Raw genomic sequence first — 15,790 nt, forward strand, 5'->3', positions numbered from 1 at the left:
GGACGGTGCAGGCGGTGTCGGAGGCCGCGGCCTCGGGCGCGGGCTCCTCGTCCGGCGCACAGGCGCCGACGAGCCCGGATGCGGACCTGCCGGGGGTGGCGCTGACCGAGCTGGGTTTCCGCAACGGGCCCGAGGGCTTCACCGTGCCGGCCGGCCTCGTCCTGTCCGAGCGCGTCGACCAGACCGATGTGGTGACGCTCATCACGGACGGCTCGCAGGGTCGCCGGGTGCACGACTACCTCATGGCGGCCCTGCCGTCCATGGGCTGGGCGATCGAGGGCTCCAGCGGCGACTCGATCGTCTTCTCCGGCGGCGGCTGGCAGGGCGCCTTCACGATGACCGACGAGCAGGCGGGCCTGACGCTGCGCCGCCGGGAGTAGGCCACGCGCCCCGGCCCGCCCGCCGGGCGCGTGGCTCAGTCGCGGGCCTGGGTGCCCGGCGGGATCGGCCACAGGTCGAACCACGCCACGCCCAGGTCGAGCAGGATCTGGCGCACGAGCGGCAGCGAGATGCCGACCACATTGTGCGGGTCGCCCTCGATGCGGGTGATGAACGGGCCGCCGAAGGAGTCGATGGTGAAACCGCCGGCGACCGCCTGGGGCTCGCCGGTGGCCGCGTAGTCGGCGATCTCCTGCTCGGTCAGGTCGGCGAAGGACAGCACGGTGGCCGCCTCGCGGGTGTCCTCCGTGAGCCGCCCGTCGCGTACGACGGCGACGTAGTGGCCGGTGTGGATGATGCCCTGGCGCCCGCGCATGCGCATCCAGCGCGAGACCACGGAGGCCTTCGTCCCCGGCTTGCCGTAGGTGCGGCCCTCGAACTCGAGCATCGTGTCGCAGGCCAGCAGGATGGTCTCGCGGTCGAGCAGATTGCGTTCGCCCAGGATCTTCAGCACGCCCTCGCCCTTCTGGCGGGCCAGACGGCAGGTCAGTTCGGTGACCGACTCGTCGATGCGGGCCGTCTCGTCGATCTCCGGCGGGATCGAGACCGGCAGCAGCCCCGCCGCGCGCAGGGTCTCCAGCCGGGCCCGTGACGAGGACGCCAGGATGAGCTGCATTTCTCCTCTCCCTTTCCGCGCCCGGGAGGGCGCTGTGTTCGTGGCGCTCGTGCGCAGGCGATGAACGGCCTTCCCCTGCGGGCGGGATCAGCGCAGCGAGCCGCGCCAGAACTCCCGTCCGGGTACCAGCGGCTGGCGGATCACGCGCCAGTACGACTTCCAGCCCGGCACCTCGTTGCGGTCCTGGTTCTCGTGGATCGAGGCCTCGGCGAGTACGGCCGCCAGGACGACCGCGAGGGCGCCGATCTCCTCGTCGGTCGGGTTGCCGCGCGCTATCTGCACGCCCTCGGCCGACTCGACGATGCTGTGCGGCGGCGTGTGCGGCAGATTGCTCATAGCGGGATGTTCCCGTGCTTCTTGGGCGGCAGGACCTCGCGTTTGGAGCGCAGCAGGCGCAGGAAGCGGATCACCTGCGAGCGCGTCTCATGCGGATAGACCACCTGGTCGACGTAACCGCGCTCGGCGGCCACGTAGGGGTTCGACAGCTCCTCGTCGTACTCCCGCCTGAGGCGCTCGCGCTCGGCGTCGGGATCGGCCGACTCGGCCAGCTGCCTGCGGTACAGGATGTTGACCGCGCCCCCGGAGCCCATGACGGCGATCTGGGCGGTCGGCCAGGCCAGGTTGACGTCGGCGCCCAGGTGCTTGGAGCCCATGACGATGTAGGCGCCGCCGTAGGCCTTGCGGGTGATGACCGTCATCTTCGGCACGGAGGCCTCGGCGTAGGCGTAGATGAGTTTCGCACCGCGGTGGATGATGCCGTTGTGCTCCTGCTCGACGCCGGGCAGGAAGCCGGGCACGTCGACGAAGGTCAGTACCGGGATGTTGAAGGAGTCGCAGGTGCGCACGAAACGGGCGGCCTTCTCCGAGGCGTTGATGTCCAGGCAGCCGGCCAGGTTCATCGGCTGGTTGGCGACGACGCCGATCGAGCGGCCCTCGACGCGCCCGAAGCCGCAGATGACGTTGGGGGCGTACAGCGCCATGACCTCCAGGAAGTCCTCGTCGTCGACGACGGTGCGGATGACCTCGCGCATGTCGTAGACCTGGGCCGGCGAATCGGGGATCAGCACGTCGAGACTGTGGTCGCGGTCGGTGATCGGCACGTCGATGTCGTCGGGGTAGTCGTAGACCGGTGGGTCCTCCAGGTTGTTCTGGGGCAGATAGGTGATGAGATCGCGCACGTACTCGATGGCGTCGGCGTCGCCGGTGGCCAGGTAGTGGGCGTTGCCGGCGATGGTGTTGTGGGTGCGGCCGCCGCCGAGCTCCTCCATCGAGACGTCCTCGCCGGTGACGGTGCGGATGACCTCGGGGCCGGTGATGAACATCTGGCTGGTCTGGTCGACCATGACGACGAAGTCGGTCAGGGCCGGCGAGTAGACGTGGCCGCCTGCCGCGGCGCCCATGATGAGGCTGATCTGGGGTATGACGCCGGAGGCCATCGTGTTGCGGCGGAAGATCTCGCCGTACATGCCGAGCGAGACGACGCCCTCCTGGATGCGCGCGCCGCCGCCCTCGTTGATGCCGATGAGCGGGACGCCGGTCTTGACGGCGAAGTCGATGATCTTGCAGATCTTCTCCCCGTAGACCTGGCCGAGGGAGCCGCCGTAGACCCCGACGTCCTGGCTGAACACGCAGACCGGGCGCTCGTGGATGTTGCCCAGGCCGATGATGACACCGTCGGAGTAGGGGCGGTGCCTCTCCATGCCGAAGGCGTGCGAGCGGTGGCGGGCGAACTCGTCCATCTCGGTGAAGGTGCCCTCGTCCAGCAGGGCGAGGATGCGCTCGCGGGCGGTCATCTTGCCACGGGCGTGCTGCTTCTCGACGCTGCGCGGGGAGGCGGCGTGGATGGCCTCGTCGATGCGCTCGCCGAGATCGGCGAGCTTCTCGGCGGTGGTGTGCGGGTCCGTTGCCATGGGCCCCACCTTAGCGGGCGGGCCGCGGCCCGCCGGTCGTGCGCTCCGCCGGCCGCATAGACTGCTGGCCGTGCCAACCACAGCCCCGCTGAACGTGCCCCACCTGATCGAGCTGCTCGGTCCGGACAGCTGCTGGGGGCCCATCGAGTGGTACGCGCGGACCGGCTCGACCAACGAGGACCTCGCCGCCCGGGCCCGCGCCGGTGCGCGACCCGGGCTGGTCATCGTCACCGAGCACCAGGTCGCCGGCCACGGCCGCTTCGACCGCCGGTGGCGGGACGTCCCCGGAGCCGCGACCGCCATGTCGGCCCTCGTCGCGCCCGAGCCGGCGCCGGACCGCTGGGGCTGGCTGAGCATCCTCGTCGGCCTGGCCGTGCGCGAGGGCGCCGAGCGCCACACCGGCGCCGAGCCTGGCCGCTTCACCCTGAAGTGGCCCAACGACGTGCTGCTGGACGGCCGGAAGATCTGCGGCATCCTGTGCGAGCGCGTCGGGGACACGGCCGTTCTCGGCTGGGGGGTGAACATCTCGATGGGCGAGGACGAGCTGCCCGTCCCGACCGCCGGCTCGCTGTACCTGGCGGGGCTCCCGCACGAGAAGGACGGGCTGACCGCCGAGATCCTGACGGCCCTGCAGCGCTGGTTCGAGCGCTGGCAGGCCGCCGGGCAGGTGCGCGAGGGCTTCCTGGCCAACTGCGCCACCATCGGCCGCGCCATCCGGCTCCACCAGGACGCCGCCGCCACGGGGACCGCCGTCGTCGAGGCCACGGCCGTCGACGTGGACGACTCGGGCGCCATCGTCGTCGAGGACGCGGTCGGGAACCGCCGCGCCTACAGCGCAGGCGACGTCGTCCACCTGCGCTGAACCGGGGCCGGGCCCAAGCGCGCAACAATGGGGCAATGCGCAGACGACGTGGCGGGCTCGCCGACGACGAGTACAGGGTGGTCCACTGCCGTGCTCACGGACGGGTGCTGGCCTGGCCCGTGCTGGCGCTGTTCGCCCTGGCCGCCGGCCTCGGCGTACTGCTGGCGGCGCTGCCGGCCGCTGTGAAGCCGATCGGTACCTGGGCGCTCGTCGTCCTCTTCGCCCTCGCCGCTCTCGCCCTCGTCCTGATGCCGGTGCTGCGCTGGGCGTCCACCACCTATACGGTCACGAGCCGCCGCATCATGGTGCGCACCGGTATCGTCCGCCGCGCCGGGGTGGACGTCGCGCTGAACCGCGTGACCGAGATCTCGTACCGCCGCAGCCTCGCCGACAGGGTCTTCGGCTCGGGCACGGTCGTCATCGACACGCAGGGGCCGGCGCCCCTCCGGCTGCGCTCCGTGCCCGACCTGGCGGGCGTGCAGCGCATGCTCGGTGAGCTGGTCTACGCGGTCGACGACGGCCAGGGCCAGCCGATGTGAGATCATTGAGGCCGATCGGGGCCGCCCGATACCATCGGTGCAGGGTCCGCACCGGTCCGACGGCCCCGCGCTTCGCGGTGGGCCGGCTGCGACGACGCCGGGGCGGGGAAGCGGTCGAGGGGAAGTGGGGCTTATGCCGAAGATCAACGCGCCGACGGTGCGCGAGCACCACGAGCAGGTCATGACCTCCCTCATCGACGCGGCCGAGCAGATCCTGCGCGAGGAGGGCCCCGCCGCCCTCACCGCCGGGGCGGTGAGCTCCAGGGCCGGTGTCGCCCGCAACTCCATCTACCGCTACGTCGAATCCATCGACGACCTGCGCGGTCTCGTCGTCGAACGGTACATGCCCGGCTGGTTCAGGGCCGTCCAGGAGGCCGTGGACGGCAGCAACGACCCGCGCGAGCAGATCGTCGCCTGGACCATCGCCAATCTCGAGCAGGCCACCATCGCCGGGCACGGCTGGCTGATGCGTGTCGGGGACGGGCGCCTCAGGCCGAGTGCCGCGCGCAATGTCGGCAAGGCCCATGCCACCCTCTTCAGCGGGCTCGGCCGGCTCTGGGGCCGGATCAACCCGGCCAGGGCGCGCATCGGCGGCGTCATGACGCAAGGGATCCTGATGTCCACCATGAATGCCGTGGAGCGCCATTCGATCGGCCTCGACGAGGCTCGCGACTCGCTGGGCAGGGCGGTGCGTGCGCTCATCGACGTGTTCGAGGAGGAGCCCGCGGCCGGCCGGCCGCACCGGGGCGTGAGCCCCCGGCCGCCGCGCGGCCGACGGCTCAGATGAGTTCGGGATTGAGGATCTCGGTGAGGACGCCCGAGGCGGTGGGCTCGCCGCTCGGCATGACGTGCATGGCGTGAGCGCCCTCGCGCTCGGCGAGCGCCTTCGACAGCCTGCCGTCGACGAAGTGCAGGGCCGCGCCGTCGTCGACCGCGTAGCCGCCGGGGATCATGCCGGAGGCGACGGCCTGCGTGTAGACCGCGCCGCGGTCCTCGCCGTCCAGGTGCGGGCAGAAGCTGCCGGCCAGCAGCCCCAGGCCGCCGCGCCAGCCGCGCAGGTCTCCGAAGGCGTCGGTCAGGCAGCCCTCGAACCAGCAGGCGGCGCCGGCCGAGACACCGCCGAGGACGGTGGTGCGGTCGGCGTCGTCGGCCATCCGGCGCAGGGCGCTGGAGACGCCGTGGGCCTCCCACAGGGCCATCAGGTTGGCGGTGTTGCCGCCACCGACCAGCACGACGTCGGCCTCGGGCAGGCGGCGCACCGACTCGGCCGCGCCCTGCCACAGGGTGAGCACCATCGTCCGCACGCCGAGCCCCGAGTAGGCCATGAGGAAGCGGTTGATGTATGTGGCGTTGTCGGCCGAGGCGGTGGGGGCGAAGCAGACGAGCGGGGCGCGCCTGTCGGCCAGGTCGACGATGTAACGGTCCAGGCTCGTGGGGGCGCCATTGCTCGACATGGAGAAGCCGCCGCCGCCCATTGCCACGATGTGAGTGCTCATGAACCAATCCTTTCACGCCCGCCATTAGGGTTGGACCGTGAATACGGCGCATACGGTCGGGATCATCGGCGGCGGGCAGCTGGCCCGCATGATGTACGAGGCGGCGATCGGCCTGGACCTGGCGGTGCGACTGCTCGCCGAGGCCCCCGATGTGAGCGCCGCCAGGGTCGTCCGCGACGTGACCGTCGGCGACTGCGCCGACCCGGCCACCGTCAAGGGCTTCGCCGCCGGCTGCGACGTCATCACCTTCGACCACGAACACGGGCCCACCGGCCTGCTCGCCGGGCTCGAGGCCGCCGGCCTCGCCGTCCGCCCCGGCCCGGCGGCCCTCGTCCACGCCCAGGACAAGCGGCTCATGCGCGAGCGCCTCGGCGGCGAGCTCGGCCTGCCCTGCCCGGCCTGGCGCGTCTGCGCCGACGCCGGCGAGCTGCGCGCCTTCGGCGACCGGACCGGCTGGCCGGTCGTGGCCAAGGCCTCCCGCGGCGGGTACGACGGGCACGGCGTGTGGAGGCTCGACGGCCCGGACGACGTCGGGATCCCCTTCGCCGAGTCGCTGCCGGTGAGCGCCGGCGGACCGGTCGCCGTCATCGGGGAGGAATTCGTCGATTTCACCCGCGAGTTGTCGGTCATCGTCGTGCGCGGCCTCGACGGACGGGCCCTCTCCTATCCGGTCAGCGAGACCGTCCAGGCCGGCGGCGTCTGCGTCGAGACCACTACGCCGGTGCCGGGCATGTCCGAGGACCGGAAGAACGCCATCCAGGCCCTGGGCCTGCGCATCGCCGACGCGCTCGGCGTCGTCGGCCTGCTCGCCGTCGAGCTCATGGAGCGCCCCGACGGCGGCGTCGTCGTCAACGAGTTGGCCATGCGCCCGCACAACACCGGCCACTGGACGATCGACGGCGCGGTGACCAGCCAGTTCGAGAACCATCTTCGCGCCGTCGTCGGACTGCCGCTCGGCTCGACGGCCGCCCGCGCGCCCTGGTGCACGATGCGCAACGTGCTGGGCGGACGCAGCGCCGACTCCGCGGGCGACTTCGCTCATGTGGCCGCCGCCGACCCCGGCCTGCGTCCGCAGTTCTACGGCAAGAGCCTGCGTCCGGGCCGCAAGCGCGGCCACGTGACGGCCTACGGCGACGACTGCGACCAGGTGCGGGCGCGCGCCCGCACCGCGGCCGCCGATCTGATGGGGCGGCCCGATGTCTGAAACCGCGCCCCCGGTGGGGATCGTGATGGGCTCCGACTCGGACTGGCCGACGATGGAACCGGCCGCCGGGGCCCTGGAGGAGTTCGGCGTCGCCTACGAGGCCGATGTCGTCTCGGCGCACCGCATGCCCGAGGACATGGTCGCCTACGGGAGGGGCGCCCATGAGCGCGGCCTGCGCGTCATCATCGCCGGCGCCGGGGGGGCGGCCCACCTACCGGGCATGCTCGCCGCCCTGACACCCCTACCGGTCATCGGCGTCCCCGTCGCGCTCAAGCACCTGGAGGGCATGGACTCGCTGCTGTCGATCGTCCAGATGCCCGCCGGCGTGCCCGTGGCCACCGTCGCCATCGGCAGTGCCCGCAACGCCGGCCTGCTGGCCGTGCGCATCCTGGCCGGTGGCGACCCGGAGCTCACCGCCAAGATGGTCCGCTTCCAGGCCGGCTTGCGCCGGGCGGCCCTCGACAAGGGCGCGAGGGTGCGCGGCCGCAGGGCCGAGTAGTAGGGGCGGTAGGGCTCGCGGCGGCCGGCCGGGCTCAGCCGGCGTACTGGGCGATGTTGCTCGTGTCGCCCTCGGAGAGCTCCTGGAACATCGCCGAGGCGCGCTCGGAGTCCCAGATGACGACCGACTCGGTGCCGTCGTCCGACCAGCCGTCGGTCGTCTCCAAGGGCACCTGCAGGCTCGTACCGCTGCCGCCGGCGATCGACACGACGCCTCTGGCCATCTGGGCCATCGTGATGGCTCCCATGCCCTCGCCGCGGTCGAGGGCGCCCGACAGGGCCTGGTTGATGTTCCACCACTTCACCGGGTTGAGCACGGTGGAGGGGGTCTTGAGCTTGGAGGCGATCTGGGCGATCACCTCGCGCTGGCGGCGGGCGCGCCCCAGATCGCCCTCGGAGTCGCCGTAACGGTGGCGCACGTAACCGAGCGCATTGGGCCCGTCGAGGGTCTGGCAGCCGGCGGGCAGGTCGATGTTGGCCTTCTCGTCGGCCATCGGCTCGTCCAGGCAGACGTCCACGCCGCCCACCGCGTCGACGATGTCGGCGAAACCGGCGAAACCGACCTCCATGAAGCCGTCGATGCGCATGCCGGTGGCCAGCTCGACGGTCTCGGTGAGCAGCTGCGCCCCGCCGTAGCTGTAGGCGGCGTTGATCTTCGACCGGCCGTAGCCGGGGATGGTCACGTAGGAGTCGCGGGGGATCGAGACGAGCACCGAGTCGCCGATGATCGGCGTGTAGAGAAGCATGATCGAGTCGGTGCGCTGGCCCTCGGCCTCGCCGGTGCCGAGCTCGGCCTCCTCCTCCTCGCTGAGGCCCTCGCGCGAGTCGGAGCCGACGAGCAGGACCGCGGTGCCCGGCTGGTTGCCGACCCGGCCCGAGTAGCTCGGCTCCCAGTCGACGGTCGTCATCGTGGCCCAGGCGTAGATCGGCGTGCCGATCGTGAACAGCAGCCACGCCAGCGCCAGGACGACGACGGTGCTGAACGCCCGGCGGGCCGGTCTGCGCCGGGTCCTCCGCGGCGGGTTGCCGCGCCGCGTGCCCGGGGCGGGCGCCGCTGGGGCGGTCGGCCGGCGGTGGACCGGATCGGCGCCCGGGTGCCGGTGCGGTGCGGACCGGTAGGGCGGGGCGCCCGACTGCCCGACCTGTCGGCGGTGCTGTTCCAGGAACGCCTGCTCGCGGCGGCGGATGTCGGCGTCGTTGGAGATGTTGGTGGCCGGGGCGGCGCGGGGCGCCCGGGCCGCCCCGTCGCCGGGCTCCCGGTTGTAGAGCCAGTCCAGGTCCTCCTGCCGGCCCGATTCGTCCCTGCTGTCAGCCATGGGATCCAAGGTAGCGGCACTGGCCAGCAGCTCCCGGCAGGCCGCGCCAGCAATGCCCTGTCCTGCTGCCCCGTGGCGGGGAAGAGCCGGGCGATTGATGCGGATCGGGGTCCGCCCAGGGGGCATCCCGATGATTCCTGGGGCGCATCCCCTCGGGTCCACCGGCGATTGGCGCGGGATCGCGTGGCCGCTGGCGTTGCGGGCGGTTCGTGGTCCTATGGTGAGGAGGTGAGATACGCAGTGATCATGGCCGGTGGTTCCGGCACCCGCCTGTGGCCCCTGAGCCGTCGGGGCGAGCCGAAGCAGCTCCTCAGGATGATCGAGGGGCGCAGCCTGCTGCAGCTGGCCTTCGAGCGGGTCGCGTCCGTCGTCGCCCCGGAGAACGTCCTCGTCTGCACCGGTGCCGCCTACGCCGGTGAGGTGGCGGCCCAGCTGCCGGCGCTGCGTCCCGGGAATCTGCTGGGAGAGCCCGTCGGACGCGACTCCCTCAATGCCGTCATCTGGCCCGCCGCCGTGCTCGTGCGCCGCGACGCCGATGCCGTCGTCGCCGTCGTCACCGCCGATCAGATCATCGAGCCGGTCGAGGAGTTCGCCTCCCGCCTGCGGACCGCCTTCGAGGTGGCCGAGGCCGATGACCGCGCGCTCGTCACCTTCGGCATCGTGCCCACCGAACCGCATACCGGCTACGGCTATCTGCATCGCGGCGAGGCGGTCGAGGGCTTCACCGATGTGGCGCGGATCCTCGAGTTCGAGGAGAAGCCGGACGCCGGGCTCGCGGCCCGGTACGTTGCCAGCGGCCAGTACTGGTGGAACGCCGGCATGTTCGTCTGGCGCGCCGCCACGCTGCTCGACCAGGTGCGTACGCTGCTGCCCGCCAGCTACGAGCGGATCACCGAGCTGGCCGCCCATCCCGAGCGCCTGGACGAGATCTATCCGACCCTGTTCAGGACCTCCGTCGACTTCGGCGTCATGGAACCGGTCAGCCGGGGCGAGGCCGGCGCCCATGTCATCGGCGTCGCGCTCGCCGCCCGCTGGGCCGATGTCGGCAGCTTCGCCGATCTGCACGCCGAGCTCGACCGGGACGGGGACGGCAACGTCAGCCGCGGCAATGTGGTCGCCTCCGGCACTACCGGCTGCCTTCTCATCAACGCCGACCCGGAGCAGTCCGTGCTGGCCGTCGCCGGCCTGAGGGACATGGCCGTCGTGCGCACCGCGACGGCCACCCTGGCCTGCCCGCTGTCGGACTCCCAGCAGGTGAAGTCCCTTGTCGGCGCGGTCAAGGAGCAGTACGGTGCCGAGCTCGCCTGAACGGACCCGGCCGCGCAACAGGACGATCGGGACCCTGCTCAAGATGCGCGAGCCGATCGCCTGGCTCGTCGTGGCCGTGACGGTCGTCTACATAGTCCTCGGCGGGGTGCGGCTGGGCTGGAACGTGGCGCACGAGTCGATGGGCGTGTCCGCGTCGGCCCGCCAGACCGGCGCCTCCGTGCCGCTCATCTGGGTGCTCGTCGACGTGGCCATGGTCCTGGTCTGCGTTTTCGTCAGGGGGACGATCGGACGGGCCAGAGCGCTGACCCGTACCACCGCCGTCGTCGTCTCTGTCGCCGCCTGCTACGACGTCTTCATTCTCGTCGTCGGCGTCCTCGGCGCTGACGCATCGGTCTTCTCGCGCGTTCTCGAGACCATCGGGGGGCTGCTCGAGGTGGCCGCCAAGATCGCGGCTGCCGTCGTGCTGTGGCGACTCGTCCCGGCCAGGGCGGAGCGGGCCGGGCAGGCGATCCCGGCGGCTCAGGCCCGGGGCGCCGTGTGGACTCCCGAGCAGGCCGTCGGGCGCACTTGGAGCAGGGCCGGCGATGCCGTCCCCGCCGGGCAGCAGGGCTTCGTCTCCGGCCCCGCTCGGGGCGGGCAGGCGGGCCCCGCCCCGGTGCGGGGGAGCGCGACGCCGTCCAGGCCGTGGCTGACGGCCGGGCAACTGGCGGCCGGCCGGAAGCAGGCATCCGCTCCGCCGCAGGGATCCGAGGGCGGAAATCCTCTCAGAGCGGAAGAAGGCCCTTCCGGTCACCGGAAGGACCCGTAGTCACGCCGAGTTCTCTGGCTTCGCGGACGAGCGCGCGTCTGTGTGCACCAGTGTTTGAATCTTCGTCAACATGCGGCGAAGCGCCGTTCGTGATAACTTTCATCCATGTAATTCCGCCGACGTTGTTCGTCGGTTCGCTCGTGCGGATACAGTGTCCGACTGCTCTGCGGCGGTTTTCAGCGGTGCGCCGGTGGTGTGCCGATCGATGGAGAGGATGTGCAGATGCACGAGCTGTCGCTGGTGGATCTCGGTGAGGACGGCGGGCTCAAGTGGCGTGAGCATGCCCTCTGCGCGCAAACCGATCCGGAGGCATTCTTCCCCGAGAAGGGCGGTTCCACGCGAGAGGCCAAGAGGGTCTGCCAGGCCTGCCCGGTGCGCGGGGAGTGCCTCGAGTACGCGCTCGCCCATGACGAGCGCTTCGGCATCTGGGGCGGGCTTTCGGAGCGCGAGCGCCGCAGGCTGCGTCGTCGTGCCGTGTGATCGCCCGGCCCAGGAACCGGGCATGCGCCCGCCGGTGACGGCGGGCGCATTCCTTCTCAGCTTGCTGGCTCGCCGGGGTCAGGCCCCGTCCCCCGGATCGATCTCGTCGATGCTGCGCCCGGTGAGGGCCGCGATCTGCTCGACTAGCGTCTCGTGCACGAGCAGTCGAAGGTCCTCGCGGTCGATGGCGCGTCGCTCCAGCGGCCGCCGGAAGACGACGATGCGGGCGCGCTGGGGATCTGACGACTCGATGGCCGCCGCCAGCGGGACGGCGTCGCGCTCGCCCAGGTCGTGCCACAGGGTGCGCGAGTCGGGGACCTCGTCCACGCCGATGTCGATGGTGTCGATGATGTCGGGGCAGCGCTCGGCGATACGCGCGGTGGCGTCGCGCATGCACAGCATGAAGTACTCGCGCCCGCGCGGCCGCGCCGGTGCGTGCAGCGGGCGATCGGTCAGATCGTTCGGCAGGGCCATGGGCCCCCGGATGCCTCTTCCGTGGCGGTCCCTGGTGCGCATGGCTCAAGGGTAGTGCCCTCCTGAGGGGGGTGCGGCCCGGGGTTGTCGATGAACGCAAGGGGTCGACAGGGGACTTCCCCTTTATCTGGTTATCTGGGTATGGATGGACAGTCCTTCGGTGCCGATGTGCCGACCATCAGATGATCGAGCAAGCCTGCCTCGCCGTCCGGAGCCGTTCTCTTCGGCCGGGCGGACGCGGGCCCCTTGCCGGGCCCGGCGGCGCAGGGTGATGCCACTCGGGCCGTGTCACCGCCGGCGCGCCGGCGGTGGAACTCCTGCGGGGCCCGTCCGGCCTGCCCGACAGGCCCCGCGGCCCGCCAGACCGGGCGGGGCCGCTGAACGACCTCCGAGAACGACTCGTCCGGTGAACCCGGCACCGTACCTCGGCGCCGGCATGACCAGGCCCTCTGCCCCGCATATCGGGAACACTATTTTTCAGAACACTATTTTTCACCGGTGTCCGAGAAGCGTAGAGCACTCCGCGAAGACCTCACCGAGCGTGCCGCCCAGGTGCGCGCCGGTCTCGGCCACGATACCGACCAGCGAGGCGGCCAAGGAGGCCCAGTGCCACCGGCACGCCCAGGCGCGAACCCGTCCTGAGGAGCATGGGGAAGAAGACCAGGTTGAACACGCCGAACACCACCAGCCCCACGCCCGGCAGCGCGATATTTGCCTCCATCCCCACCGGGTTGCGCGCCGGCGAGATCTGGTAGCGCACCGCCACCAGCGGCACGCAGGCCGCCACCTGGGCGAGCTCCACCATCCAGGCCGGCTCCATGTAGCTGCGCGCGATATCGCGCTTGCGCACCGGCAGCAGCGGGGAGAAGTGCACATCATGGTTCTCCCGCACGCCCTGGAACACGAAGTACAGCCCCGGCACCTGGTACAGGAACACCATCACCTACACCTAGGGGCAGTCGGGGATCATGAGCAGCAGCATGGGATGGATCCTTACGGTTCACGAGCACCTGTCTTCGAGGTCGAGATCCGGAGAACATGGCTCCCGAAGGGCCGGCGCACGAAAATCCATGTGGACGGGGAGAAGGCGGCCCGGTCGTTCTTCGGCGCCCTGCCCCTGGCCGTAAGGACGATCGAGGCCCCATCCCATCGAGCCGAACCGGGACACCGGGCAGACCATCCCCGCACCGGACCGGCCTCATGTGAAACCGACTGTGAGAAGATCGCGGTCGTGCTGGACAACGCCGGCTTCCATCACGCCAAAACATCGACCGGTCGCTACGAGCCGGGCCAGCCTTGGAACGCATCACAGCTGTCCACCTGCCGTCGTGCGCGTCCGGTCACAATCCTGTCGAGCGCGTCGGGGGAAACCGCCAAGGATCACGTCTTCGATCTGCGGCGCAAGACCCCCGAAGAAACCTTCGGAGCATTCGCCTCATACATCACCGGTCGCGCTCTCGACCACGACCTCGAACACCCCCTCACCCCGAGGTTACAGACGATTTCGTTTCATGACGACCATACGCCTCGGTCCGGGGCGAACGGTCCTGAGCGAGTTCACGACCGTCAACCTCGACGAGGACCACCGCCGCATGGTTCAAGGGTCGGCGGCGACCACCGTCGCTGACATTGTGCGCAAGGCCCTGGGCCGAGGCTCATGAGTGAATCCCGGACCCGTGGTCCGACGTCCTCCGGCTCACCTGTCGGGAGGAGGAACGGGTGCACGCCCTCGTGCTCCCGGAGTTGCAGTGGCGGAGCTGGGATGCGACGTCCGAGCCCCGCTGTTCGAGGAGGGGGCTCGGGTCATCAGCGCGGCCGTTGCATCACAGCGTCAGATGCGGAACCGACTGTGGCCATGCGCATCGAGGGTCAGCAGATCCCCGGATCCGTGGCCGGTGGCGTGCGAGCCCCAGGGCATCCCTCAGACCCGCAGTCACCATCACGGGTGAGGATCTCTTCGTGGGGTCAGCGATCCCCGAGCTCGAGCACGCGCCATGAGTTCAGGGTGAGTGCTCCGCCGAGGAGCCCGACCAGGAGCGGAGCCGCGAGTGCCACAGCGGGGAGGTTCGTGCCCGGAGTCGCCCACATCACTGGGATCGCCCAAGGGATCCACGCACCCGTCCCGAATCCGGCTGCGAGATTGGTGACCACGACCAGGCCCAGGGCCGCGGCGATCCCCGCCAAGTAGCCGAAGCCGATTGTTGCCACCCACCCGATGGGCAGGGCGCCGATGCCGAGAAGTACCGCCACGGTCCACACGGACCCCAGCGCGAAGCCGAGACCGTCGAGAGGCAGCCCCAGCGCAATCCCGCCCAACCCGGTCAGCAGGGAGCACAGGGCCGCCATGCCCAGCACCCATGCCAGGAGCGCCCCTGTCTTCGCCCAGGCCGTCATCAACGGGCTGGACGGGAGCGCGAACAGGCCGACGATGGTGCCATCGGTGAACTCGCGTCCGAATGACCATGCGATGAGGATCCCTGTTGACAGCAGCATCACGATCCCGACGCTCATCGCTGCCAACCCGACGAATCCGTGCCATCCCGGGGCTTGCACGAGTACGGCGGCCTTGGCGGCCATGGCGGAGCCGGGATCCAGCTGTGAAGCTGCGTACCCTCCGACGCTGGTGAGCGTGACCAGCAGCAGCACGGTGATGGAGGCAACCCGCGTCACCATGGAACGCTTGAGCTTGCGCAGCTCGAGCCTAAACAAGATCATCGTGCGACGCCTCCTCGTCGGCGTTGAGGATGGTGGTGAAGAATCTGCGTTCCAGGTCGCTCTCGCGTGGGGAGAAGGTGTCGATGATCCTGCCTCGGTGCAGGATGTCGACTGCATCAGCGATGCGGGCCAACTCGTCGAAGTGGTGGCTGGTGACGAGCACCGCAGCTCCCCGATGGGCGGCCGCAGCGATGAGCTCGCGCAGTCCCACGATGGCGATGGGGTCGAGTCCGTTGGTGGGCTCGTCGAGGATGAGGAGCGTTGGCCGGTGGACCATGGCGGCTGCTAGCCCGACCTTCTGCCTCGTGCCGAGCGACAGACGTCTCACCGGCTTGTCCAACCAAGCGGTGAGACGGAGCTTACCGGCAATCTCCGTCATCTCGGGCTCCAGCTGATCCCCGGGTGCCTCGTGCAGCAACCCGGAGGCGAGTATGTTCTCCCGCGCCGTCAGCTCCGGATAGGAGAACGGGGTCTCGATGAGATGACCCACCCCGCCCCAGAGTTTCCGGTTCCGTACCGGGAGGGTCTCGCCGAAGATCCGGACGGTCCCGCTGTGGGGCCTGAGCATCCCGAGTGCGATCCTGAGCGTCGTGGTCTTGCCCGCGCCGTTCATGCCCACGAGAGCACGGCACTCGCCTGCGCTGGAGGTGAGATTGAGTCCCCTCAGAACCTCGGTCCCCGCGAGTGTCCTCGTCACGTCGCGGAGTTCGAGTGGATTGGTCATCTTCGTCCTTCCCGCACTGTTCAAGGGCCGGAACGAATCTCACGCGTGGAGGCGATCCTCATCACCGACAAAGCTCATCATGTCGATCCGTGGCGCCGCTCCCAGGGTACCTGCCATGACGCCTCGCGCAGGAGCTGTACAAGTATGGCCGTCATGGGATGAGATCGTTTTCGGTTTCAGGGGGCGGGTGGTGGTCGAGGGCGTGGCCGGTGGTGTGCGAGGCGGACGCGCTGAAGGTCTGGTCGGGGGTCTCGTGCTGGAGCTCGGCGGTGCGGTTCTCGGCGGTGCCCCCGGGGCGTGCCCGGCGGGGTTGTGGCCGGGCGGGTGCGGCGGCAGGAGAGCAGGGGTGATGGGCTCCGGCGGCCGGCCGGGCGCGTAGAGGCCGGTCGGCGCTCCGGCGCGGCGGGGGCCGGCGGCTGGCCGGACGGGCCCGCGCCCGGC

Annotated in this window: 18 protein-coding genes and 1 pseudogene; 10 read left to right on the forward strand and 9 right to left on the reverse strand. The window is 70.7% G+C overall.

Features of this window, described 5'->3' with window-relative positions; genetic code table 11:
- Positions 1-380: pseudogene (locus R2N01_RS08770) on the forward strand (hypothetical protein); the annotation flags it as partial.
- 35 nt (positions 381-415) lie between these two features.
- Here the strand turns inward: R2N01_RS08770 and R2N01_RS08775 are convergent.
- The 3 genes from R2N01_RS08775 to R2N01_RS08785 form a co-directional block, all read right to left on the reverse strand.
- The gene (locus tag R2N01_RS08775) at positions 416-1,054 is read right to left on the reverse strand and encodes a nucleoside triphosphate pyrophosphatase (protein ID WP_316670373.1); all 639 of its coding nucleotides are present in this window, start codon (positions 1,052-1,054) and stop codon (positions 416-418) included.
- An 87-nt stretch (positions 1,055-1,141) separates the two neighbouring features.
- Positions 1,142-1,390, reverse strand: a complete 249-nt coding sequence (locus R2N01_RS08780; protein ID WP_316670375.1) for an acyl-CoA carboxylase epsilon subunit — start codon at positions 1,388-1,390, stop codon at positions 1,142-1,144.
- Positions 1,387-2,964 (reverse strand): acyl-CoA carboxylase subunit beta, encoded by a 1,578-nt coding sequence (locus R2N01_RS08785; RefSeq protein ID WP_316670376.1) that lies wholly within the window; start codon positions 2,962-2,964, stop codon positions 1,387-1,389. Before R2N01_RS08785 ends, R2N01_RS08780 begins: the two co-directional genes overlap by 4 nt.
- Positions 2,965-3,034: 70 nt before the next feature.
- Here R2N01_RS08785 and R2N01_RS08790 point away from each other — a divergent pair, with 70 nt between their 5' ends.
- The 3 genes from R2N01_RS08790 to R2N01_RS08800 all read left to right on the forward strand — a co-directional run bounded on the left by R2N01_RS08790 (position 3,035) and on the right by R2N01_RS08800 (position 5,152).
- Positions 3,035-3,826, forward strand: coding sequence for a biotin--[acetyl-CoA-carboxylase] ligase (locus R2N01_RS08790; protein ID WP_316670378.1), 792 nt, complete (start codon positions 3,035-3,037; stop codon positions 3,824-3,826).
- A gap of 35 nt (positions 3,827-3,861) precedes the next feature.
- The gene (locus R2N01_RS08795) at positions 3,862-4,365 is read left to right on the forward strand and encodes a PH domain-containing protein (protein WP_316670379.1); all 504 of its coding nucleotides are present in this window, start codon (positions 3,862-3,864) and stop codon (positions 4,363-4,365) included.
- A 133-nt stretch (positions 4,366-4,498) separates the two neighbouring features.
- On the forward strand, positions 4,499-5,152 hold the full coding sequence (locus R2N01_RS08800) for a TetR/AcrR family transcriptional regulator (protein ID WP_316670380.1): 654 nt from the start codon (positions 4,499-4,501) through the stop codon (positions 5,150-5,152).
- Here the strand turns inward: R2N01_RS08800 and R2N01_RS08805 are convergent.
- A complete protein-coding gene (locus R2N01_RS08805) occupies positions 5,145-5,861 on the reverse strand; it encodes a peptidase E (RefSeq protein ID WP_316670381.1) in 717 nt (238 codons plus the stop codon). The genes R2N01_RS08800 and R2N01_RS08805 overlap by 8 nt on opposite strands.
- 37 nt (positions 5,862-5,898) lie before the next feature.
- Between R2N01_RS08805 and R2N01_RS08810 the strand changes: the two genes are divergently transcribed.
- A complete protein-coding gene (locus tag R2N01_RS08810; RefSeq protein WP_316670383.1) occupies positions 5,899-7,065 on the forward strand; it encodes a 5-(carboxyamino)imidazole ribonucleotide synthase in 1,167 nt (388 codons plus the stop codon).
- The gene (gene purE / locus R2N01_RS08815; protein WP_316670384.1) at positions 7,058-7,564 is read left to right on the forward strand and encodes a 5-(carboxyamino)imidazole ribonucleotide mutase; all 507 of its coding nucleotides are present in this window, start codon (positions 7,058-7,060) and stop codon (positions 7,562-7,564) included. The genes R2N01_RS08810 and purE overlap by 8 nt, the downstream gene beginning before the upstream one ends.
- Before the next feature lie 34 nt (positions 7,565-7,598).
- On the opposite strand, the gene R2N01_RS08820 is transcribed toward purE, so the two are convergent.
- Positions 7,599-8,879, reverse strand: a complete 1,281-nt coding sequence (locus R2N01_RS08820) for an LCP family protein (RefSeq protein WP_316670385.1) — start codon at positions 8,877-8,879, stop codon at positions 7,599-7,601.
- Positions 8,880-9,107: 228 nt separating this feature from the next.
- On the opposite strand from R2N01_RS08820, the gene R2N01_RS08825 reads away from it, so the two are divergent.
- From R2N01_RS08825 to R2N01_RS08835, 3 genes are all read left to right on the forward strand, one after another.
- Positions 9,108-10,187: a sugar phosphate nucleotidyltransferase gene (locus tag R2N01_RS08825; protein WP_316670386.1), complete on the forward strand. Its 1,080-nt coding sequence runs from the start codon at positions 9,108-9,110 to the stop codon at positions 10,185-10,187.
- Positions 10,171-10,956 (forward strand): hypothetical protein, encoded by a 786-nt coding sequence (locus R2N01_RS08830; protein ID WP_316670388.1) that lies wholly within the window; start codon positions 10,171-10,173, stop codon positions 10,954-10,956. Before R2N01_RS08825 ends, R2N01_RS08830 begins: the two co-directional genes overlap by 17 nt.
- Before the next feature lie 222 nt (positions 10,957-11,178).
- Positions 11,179-11,436, forward strand: coding sequence for a WhiB family transcriptional regulator (locus tag R2N01_RS08835; RefSeq protein ID WP_316670390.1), 258 nt, complete (start codon positions 11,179-11,181; stop codon positions 11,434-11,436).
- A gap of 78 nt (positions 11,437-11,514) precedes the next feature.
- Here the strand turns inward: R2N01_RS08835 and R2N01_RS08840 are convergent, their stop codons facing one another.
- Positions 11,515-11,952: a metallopeptidase family protein gene (locus R2N01_RS08840; protein ID WP_316670391.1), complete on the reverse strand. Its 438-nt coding sequence runs from the start codon at positions 11,950-11,952 to the stop codon at positions 11,515-11,517.
- 490 nt (positions 11,953-12,442) lie between these two features.
- Positions 12,443-12,850, reverse strand: a complete 408-nt coding sequence (locus R2N01_RS08845) for a hypothetical protein (protein ID WP_316670392.1) — start codon at positions 12,848-12,850, stop codon at positions 12,443-12,445.
- 45 nt (positions 12,851-12,895) lie between these two features.
- Between R2N01_RS08845 and R2N01_RS08850 the strand changes: the two genes are divergently transcribed.
- Positions 12,896-13,537, forward strand: a complete 642-nt coding sequence (locus R2N01_RS08850) for a hypothetical protein (RefSeq protein WP_316670394.1) — start codon at positions 12,896-12,898, stop codon at positions 13,535-13,537.
- A 338-nt stretch (positions 13,538-13,875) separates the two neighbouring features.
- Here R2N01_RS08850 and R2N01_RS08855 read toward each other — a convergent pair whose 3' ends face one another.
- Complete coding sequence (locus R2N01_RS08855) at positions 13,876-14,625, reverse strand: ABC transporter permease (RefSeq protein WP_316670395.1); 750 nt, start codon at positions 14,623-14,625, stop codon at positions 13,876-13,878.
- The gene (locus R2N01_RS08860) at positions 14,612-15,349 is read right to left on the reverse strand and encodes an ABC transporter ATP-binding protein (RefSeq protein ID WP_316670396.1); all 738 of its coding nucleotides are present in this window, start codon (positions 15,347-15,349) and stop codon (positions 14,612-14,614) included. The genes R2N01_RS08855 and R2N01_RS08860 overlap by 14 nt, the downstream gene beginning before the upstream one ends.
- Between the last annotated feature and the right edge of the window lie 441 nt (positions 15,350-15,790).

The sequence above is a fragment of the uncultured Propionibacterium sp. genome (genome assembly GCF_963539965.1).
GTDB lineage: Bacteria > Actinomycetota > Actinomycetes > Propionibacteriales > Propionibacteriaceae > Propionibacterium.